Annotated in this window: 7 protein-coding genes; 3 read left to right on the plus strand and 4 right to left on the minus strand. The window is 69.8% G+C overall.

Features of this window, described 5'->3' with window-relative positions; all coding sequences use genetic code 11:
- Positions 1–47: 47 nt before the first annotated feature.
- The 4 genes from C1I97_RS07255 to gap all read right to left on the minus strand — a co-directional run bounded on the left by C1I97_RS07255 (position 48) and on the right by gap (position 4888).
- Complete coding sequence (locus tag C1I97_RS07255) at positions 48–2402, minus strand: amino acid permease (RefSeq protein ID WP_309147780.1); 2355 nt, start codon at positions 2400–2402, stop codon at positions 48–50.
- Between the two features lie 332 nt (positions 2403–2734).
- Complete coding sequence (locus C1I97_RS07260; protein WP_111002400.1) at positions 2735–3082, minus strand: carboxymuconolactone decarboxylase family protein; 348 nt, start codon at positions 3080–3082, stop codon at positions 2735–2737.
- A gap of 266 nt (positions 3083–3348) precedes the next feature.
- Positions 3349–3816: a CBS domain-containing protein gene (locus C1I97_RS07265; RefSeq protein ID WP_111002401.1), complete on the minus strand. Its 468-nt coding sequence runs from the start codon at positions 3814–3816 to the stop codon at positions 3349–3351.
- Positions 3817–3880: 64 nt separating this feature from the next.
- The gene (gene gap, locus C1I97_RS07270) at positions 3881–4888 is read right to left on the minus strand and encodes a type I glyceraldehyde-3-phosphate dehydrogenase (protein ID WP_111002402.1); all 1008 of its coding nucleotides are present in this window, start codon (positions 4886–4888) and stop codon (positions 3881–3883) included.
- Between the two features lie 235 nt (positions 4889–5123).
- Here gap and C1I97_RS07275 point away from each other — a divergent pair, with 235 nt between their 5' ends.
- The 3 genes from C1I97_RS07275 to C1I97_RS07285 form a co-directional block, all read left to right on the plus strand.
- Positions 5124–5939: a hypothetical protein gene (locus tag C1I97_RS07275; protein ID WP_111002403.1), complete on the plus strand. Its 816-nt coding sequence runs from the start codon at positions 5124–5126 to the stop codon at positions 5937–5939.
- Between the two features lie 36 nt (positions 5940–5975).
- Positions 5976–6743: a succinate dehydrogenase/fumarate reductase iron-sulfur subunit gene (locus C1I97_RS07280; protein ID WP_111002404.1), complete on the plus strand. Its 768-nt coding sequence runs from the start codon at positions 5976–5978 to the stop codon at positions 6741–6743.
- Between the two features lie 85 nt (positions 6744–6828).
- A partial coding sequence (locus tag C1I97_RS07285) for a carboxymuconolactone decarboxylase family protein (protein WP_111002405.1) occupies positions 6829–7291 on the plus strand: 463 nt, incomplete at its 3' end.

Here is a 7291-nt window from a genome sequence, read left to right on the forward strand (position 1 = left end):
GGCCGAAGCCCCAGAGGTGACTCGGCGACAGCCCTGCGTACAGCGGATCAGGTGGCATCGTTGCCAGCCGATGGACCGGATTCCTCGCCGGGCGTGTCGATGATGCGGTAGTCCGGGTCACTGATGATCAGGGACCGGTCGCGGCGGTTGGCGTGGCCGGTCAGGCGAAGGAGTTGTCCGGCGGCAAGGTCCGGGTGGGCGTCGTGGAATTCCAGGGTGAGGCTGCCTGTGCTGTCGGTGAGGGTGCCGAGCAGGACGCGGTGGTCGCCGCGTTCCTCGTCCGTGATGCTGTGCAGTCGTCCGTCCACGGTGACCCGGCGGCCGGGTTCCACGGCGGCGATGGTGGTGGCGTCGGGCTCGGGGCGAGGGGCGTTGTGCTCGGTCAGCGACGCCGGTGGCGGGCCGGCGAGCCGGTCCCGGAGGTTTTCGTAGCCGCGGGCCAGGCGTTCCTCCGGCAGGCGGGGGAACCTCTGCCGGATGCGGGCCTGCACGTCGTAGGGCACGATCGTGGCCACGGTGTGGGGGATGCGGTTGATGACATGGGCGAGGCGGTCGGCGGTGCGGTCGTGCAGCAGCCGCCCGAGCAACGGTGCGTAGCTGCGCCGCGGCAGCAGCACGGTGACCTCGGTGTTCTCGCGGCCCTCGCCGGCTTCCAGGATGAACTGCGCGGCGGCGTGGACCAGGCGGCGGTCGGGGCAGTCCACGATCTTCAACGGCACGGCGATACCCAGGTCGTCCCAGCGGGTGCGCAGGTGCTGGGCGTGGGCGGCGTCCAGCATGAAGTGGACCGCCTCGACCCCGGTCAGGCGCAGGGTGTGCGCGTAGCGCAGGGCTTCCAGCATGGCCAGGTCCACGTTGTTCACCAGGACGTACACGTGGTGGTAGGAGTAGGTGGCCTGTTCAACGGGGTTGCCGCGCACCTCGTTGAGGATGGCCGCCTCTTCCCGGTATTCGCGGTTGACGCGGATCAGTACCGCGACCAGCAGGGGGAAGACGACCACGATCAGCCAGGCGCCCTCGGTGAACTTGGCGATGGCGAAGATCAGTACGACGAGTGTGGACAGCACGCCCGCCGAGCAGTTGACGGCCAGTCGCCGGCGCCATCCCGGTTCGCGGTGGGCCAGGTGATGCCTGGTCATGCCGTAGCCGGCCATGGCGAACCCGGTGAACACACCGATGGCGTAGAAGGGCACCAGGGCGTTGACGGTGCCGCCGGTAGCGGCCAGCAGGGCCACCGCCAGCACGGTGAGCACGATGATGCCGTTGGAGAACACCAGCCGGTGTCCGCGCTTGGTCAGCTGGCGGGGCAGGAAGCGGTCCTCGGCGACGAAGCTGGCCAGGAACGGGAATCCGTTGAAGCTGGTGTTGGCACCGGTGTAGAGGATCAGTGCCGAGGCGGCCTGCACCAGCGCGTACAGCACGTGGCCCACGGTGCCGTGTCCGAACACCGCCCGGGTCTCCTGGGAGAGCACTGAGGGGTATCCGGCCAGGTAGGGGGTGGCATGGGTGAAATGCGCCAGCAGCGAGACTCCGGCGACCAGGAAGCCCAGTGTGCAGGCCATGACGGTCAGGACGGTGCGGGCGTTGCGACCTTGGGGTGTGCGGAGCGCGGAGACGGTGTTGGAGATGGCCTCCACCCCGGTCAGCGAGGACCCGCCGTTGGCGAAGGAGCGCAGCAGGACCAGCACCGTGGCGCCCTCCACCAGCCCCGAACCGTGATGGACGGCGACCGTGCCGGGCAGGTGAGCCGGGTCGTAGACCGGCAGACCGACGGTGAAGTGCTTGATGACGCCGATGATGATCACAAGGCCGACGAGGACGGAGAACAGGTACGTGGGCAGTGCGAAGGGACCTCCGGCCTCCCTCAGCCCGCGCAGGTTCGCAAGACACAGGATGACGACCACCCCGATGGTGATCTCCAGGCTGTAGGGGCCGAACTCCGGGAGTGCCGAGACCACCGCGACCGTACCCGCCGATGCCTGGACGGCCACGGTCACCACGTAGTCGATCAGCAGCGCGGCCGCGGCGATCTGGGCGATCTTCGGTCCGAAGTTGTCCCGCGCCACGGCGTACGAGCCGCCGGCGCGGGTGTAGACGGTCACCACCTGCCGGTAGGAGGCGGCCACCAACACCAGGATGACCAGGACCGCCCCGGTGATCGGCAGCACCAGAGTGAACGCCGCCGCCCCCGCGTAGGGCAGCAGCGCGAGCAGCATCTCCTCCGGACCATAGGCGGAGGAGGAGATCGCGTCGGGTGAGAGCACGCCCAGCGCGACCTTCTTCGACAGCTGCTCGTTCCGCAACTGCTCAGTGATCAGCGGCCGGCCCAGGAACACCCGCTTGAGCGCGTAGCCCACCGACTCCGGCAGTCCCGGCTGTACCGATTCGCGAGCCTCAGCCACGCCTGCCGCCCCTGTCCGGCCCCGGAACTGCGGCTACGACAACCGTGGTGGGGTCCCCGGCATCGACCGCCTCCGCTGTGACCTGCATACGGGTCGGAGGACGCCCCGCCGGGATCTTTGCCACCACCGGCCTCGCACCGGCTTTCATGCTGCCGCCGGCCCGCGTGCTGGAGGGCGCAGTGATCATCTGCCTCGGCGTGGGCACCGCCTCCCGCTGGCGCGGCACTCGCGTGCCGGTCCGAGGGCGTACGGGATCGCGACCGGTTCGCGGCGATGCTCCGCAAGAGAGCTGGCGGGGCGATGTCGCCTGGCGCATCTGTCGTGTCCTGCTGTCATGGGTGGGAGTGCGGTGAGGTGTCCTTCATCGCGTGCAGCGCGAGGGTGGAGTGTGCGTAGGCGCCGCCGGCGCGCATCTCGGCGGCGACCCAGATGGCTTCCATGATCTCCTCTGGGCTGTTGCCTTTGCGCTGCGCCAGGCGGGTGTGTCCCTGGATGCAGTACGGGCACTGCGTGACATGCGCGACCGCGACGGCGATCAGCTGTTTGGTCTTCTCCGGCAGCGCCCCGTCGGCGAACACGGCGCGGCTGAAGTTCTCGAACGCCTCGTTGACGGCCGGGGCGAGCTGCGCCCGCCGGGCGCCGATCTCGGTGGTGGCCGGGTGGTAGACGGGCTCGGTCATTGATCGATGCCTCCGTACGGTTAGAGGTCGGCCTGCGAAGGCCGTTGACAGGGTGTCGGCTGAACAGGGTGCGGGCGACGGTGCTGATGCGGTGCGGTGATACCGGCAGCGCCCATGACCTCATGCTGAGTACCTGGGCAGGACACGCGGACGGCGAGGCGTGCCCTCCTACACGACGATGCGCATCGGCTGTTCGAGCAGTGCCTTGATGTCGGTGAGGAGGTCATCGTTCGCAGGGTTTCCCTCGGGTCGGTGCGGTGCTCGGCTCAGCTGCCGGGCGGTGCTTCCTGGACGGTGAAGCGGTCGGCGGCGGCGTGGCACTTGGGGCAGCGTTCGGGCGGGCGGTCACCGCGGGCACTCTCGCCGCACACGGTGCAGGCCCACTCGGTGGTCAGCAGCGCGACGACGTCGGAGCGGCTGATGATCCCGGCCAGGCGCCCGGCGGCCAGCACGGGCACGCGGCGGATGCGCCGCTCGACCAGCAGGTGACGGACGTCGTCGACGTCGGTGTCCTCGGTGACGCTGATCACCGTCGCCGTCATCACCTCGGCGGCGGTGGCACCGGGCCGGGCCAGCAGGTCGTACTCGCTGACCAGGCCCACGACCGCGCCCGCGGCATCCAGCACGGGGACGGCGCTGATCCGGCCACCGTGCAGCACGGCCGCGACCTCCGAGACCGGTGTGCCCTCGGTGACGGTGACCACCGGCGCCGTCATGATCTCCTTGGCCTTCATCACGATCCTCTCGGCGGCTGAGCGTGGCGGCCCCGCACCAGGTCGGGGTCGGTGGGGGAGGTGCTCACGGGGACTGGCTGACGCCCAGGACGGACAGGGCTTCGCGGACCATCTGGTGGGTGAAGCCCCACTCGTTGTCGTACCAGCTCATGATCTTGACGAGGGTGCCGTCCACCACCCGGGTCATCGCGGCGTCGATGACCGAGGCTCTGGGGTCGCCGATGATGTCGGTGGAGACCAGCGGCTCTTCCGAGACGGCCAGGACATCGCGGTAGCGGTCGGTGCCGGCCTCCTGGCGGAAGAGGCCGTTGACCTCCTCGGCGGTGGTGGGCCGGGCGGTGACGGCCACGACGTCCGCGATCGAGCCGACCGGCACCGGGACCCGGATCGCCACCCCGTCGAAGCGGCCGGCCAGTTGGGGCAGTGCCCGGGTGGTGGCCAGCGCCGCCCCGGTGGACGCGGGAAGCATGTTGACCCCGGCGGCGCGGCCGCGGCGCACATCCCGGCTGGGGCCGTCGACGAGCTGCTGGGTGGAGGTGTAGGCGTGGACGGTGGACATGATCGCCCGTTCGACCCCGATCAGGCGGTCCAGCACCTCGACCACCGGGGTGATGCAGTTGGTGGTGCAGCTCGCACAGGAGATGACCTGCAGGCCGTCCGGGGCCTGGTTCACGCCGTGCACGACGGTGGCCACCGTCTCGGTCCGGGCCGGCGCGGACAGGATGACAAAGCGCGTCCCCGCCTGAAGGTGACGCCGTAGCTCCTCCTCGTGGCGGAAGGCTCCGGTGCACTCCAGGACCAGGTCGATGCCCAGTTCCCGCCACGGCAGCCGGGCCGGATCGCGTTCGGCGTACACCGGCACGTTGTGCCCGTCGATGCTCAGCGCACCATCCCTCACCGTGACCGTCCTGCCGTAGCGGCCGTAGACGCTGTCGTGCGCCAGCAGGTAGGCGAGATTGTCGACCTCGATGAGGTCGTTGACGGCCGCGACCTCCACACCGTCCACGTCGTGCAGGATCTTCAGCGCGGCACGGCCGATGCGGCCGAGCCCGTTGATGGCGACCTTCGGCATCCCAGGCGTCCCTCCGGTATTCGCTGGTGCCCTCTGCCCGTCGTATCACCGCGCGGGTGCCCCGGCAGGCGGGCCTACGCCATCCGCGTGCGGGTACCCGTCGGCTCGGTCGGTCATACGACACGGGGAAGTTGCGCTGAGATCGCACGGTCCGCCCTTGTCCGGCAGGCTGGGGTGGAGAAGGCTCCCGGTGACTGGATCGGCAGCCCCGGCACCGGCGAAGGGAGGCCAGGTCGTGGGGACAGCAGGCGGCGCCTCGGCGGGGATCCGAGCTCCGGGGCGGGCCGCGATCGCCGCGCGGACGCTGCGGCGGGACCGCTGGTGGGTCTACCCGCTGATCACGTTCACCGTCCTGGCTCTCTTCGTGGCCTACGCGACGTATGCGGCGCTGGCGAACCGGGACTACTACGCCGACCCCTATCTGTCACCGTTCTACTCGCCGTGCCTGTCCACCCACTGCGGGGCGGTGCCCGGCTCCCACGGGGCACCGCACCTGGGCTGGTTCGGCACTTGGTGGATCATCACCCCAGCTGTGATCGTCCTGATCTTCCCGCTCGGATTCCGCCTGACCTGCTACTACTACCGCAAGGCGTACTACCGCTCCTGGTGGCTGGCGCCCCCGGCGTGCGCGGTTCCGGAGCCGCACCGCCGCTACAGCGGGGAGACCCGCTTTCCGCTGCTGCTCCAGAACGTCCACCGCTACTTCCTCTACGCGGCCCTCGTCTTCAACGTCATCCTGACCTGGGACGCGGTCATCGCCTTCGACTTCCGCGGACGCGTCGGCATGGGTCTGGGCAGCCTGGTCCTGGTCGTCAACGCCGTTCTGCTGTGGCTGTACACCCTCTCGTGCCATTCGTGCCGCCACGTGGTCGGCGGGCGCCTGAACAACTTCGCCAAGCATCCCGTCCGCTACCGGGCGTGGACCTGGGTGTCGCGGATCAATCCGTACCACGGCCGGTTCGCCTGGGCCTCGCTGGTCTGGGTCGCGCTCGCCGACGGCTACGTGCGGCTGGTCGCCGGCGGTGTGATCCGCGACCCGCGGTTCTTCTGAACTTACGCATCAGCCCACGGAAAGGGGGCATCGGCCATGGGGCGCGATCTGCTGCTCCGCATCTGGCGCGGCGACACCTCCGGGGGCTCTCTCGTGGAGTACACCGTGCCGGTCGAGGACGGTGAGGTGGTCCTGGACGCCGTCCTGCGGCTGCAGGCCACGCAGGCCACAGACCTCGCGGTGCGCTGGAACTGCAAGGCCGGCAAGTGCGGCTCGTGCAGCGCCGAGATCGAGGGCCGCCCGAAACTGATGTGCATGGCGCGGCTGTCCACCCTGCCCTCCGACAGCATCACGATCACGCCGCTGCGGACCTTCCCCGTCATCCGCGACCTGGTCACCGACGTGGGCTTCAACTACGCCAGAGCCCGGCAGGTTCCCTCCTTCACCCCGCCGCCTCATCTGCGGCCCGGCGAATACCGGATGCGGCAGGAGGAGGTGGAGCGGGCGCAGGAGTTCCGCAAGTGCATCGAATGCTGGCTGTGCCAGGACGTCTGTCACGTCATCCGCGACCACGAGGACAACAAACCGGCCTTCGCCGGCCCGAGGTTCTTCATCCGCCACGCCGAACTCGACATGCACCCCCTCGACACCCTCGACCGGCGCCGGATGCTGCGCGAACAGCACGGGCTGGGGCTGTGCAACATCACCAAGTGCTGCACCGAGGTCTGCCCCGCCGGGATCAAGATCACCGACAACGCGATCATCCCGATGAAGGAACGCGTCGTCGACCACCGCTATGACCCGCTCGGGCGCCTGATCCGCAGCTGGCGCCGTCGCCCGGGACGTAGGGCCGGCGAGGACTGAGCCATGCCCGGGCCGACGCCACGGGCGTCGCCCCCGGGCCGTCCGCCCATCCGCGCAGACGAACGCCGCAAGGAGGAAGCCAATCATGCGTGTCGACTACCGCAAGCTGTTCCCGCACGGCGTCGGGGCGATGCTCCGGCTGGAACAAGCCGTGGCCGACAGCGGCCTGGAGCCGGAGCTGCTGGAACTGGTCCGCATCCGGGCCTCCCAGATCAACGGCTGCGCCTACTGCCTGGCCATGCACCACCGCGACGCCCGCGGTCGCGGCGAGCACCAGACACGACTGGACGTGGTGGCGGCCTGGCGTGAAGCGCAGGAGGTATTCACTCCTCGGGAGCGTGCCGCGCTGGCCTGGTGCGAGGCACTGACCGAACTTCCCCGCACCGGCGCCCGGGACGAGGATTACGCGCCGGTCTCCTCCGCCTTCACGCCGGAGGAGACCGCGGCGCTCACCTTCGCCATCGTGGCGATCAACGGCTGGAACCGGCTCGCCGTGGGCCTGCGTACCCCGGTCACCGGCCTCAAGGGACTCGACCTGCCCGCAACCC

The organism is Streptomyces sp. NTH33, from assembly GCF_003236365.1.
GTDB lineage: Bacteria > Actinomycetota > Actinomycetes > Streptomycetales > Streptomycetaceae > Streptomyces.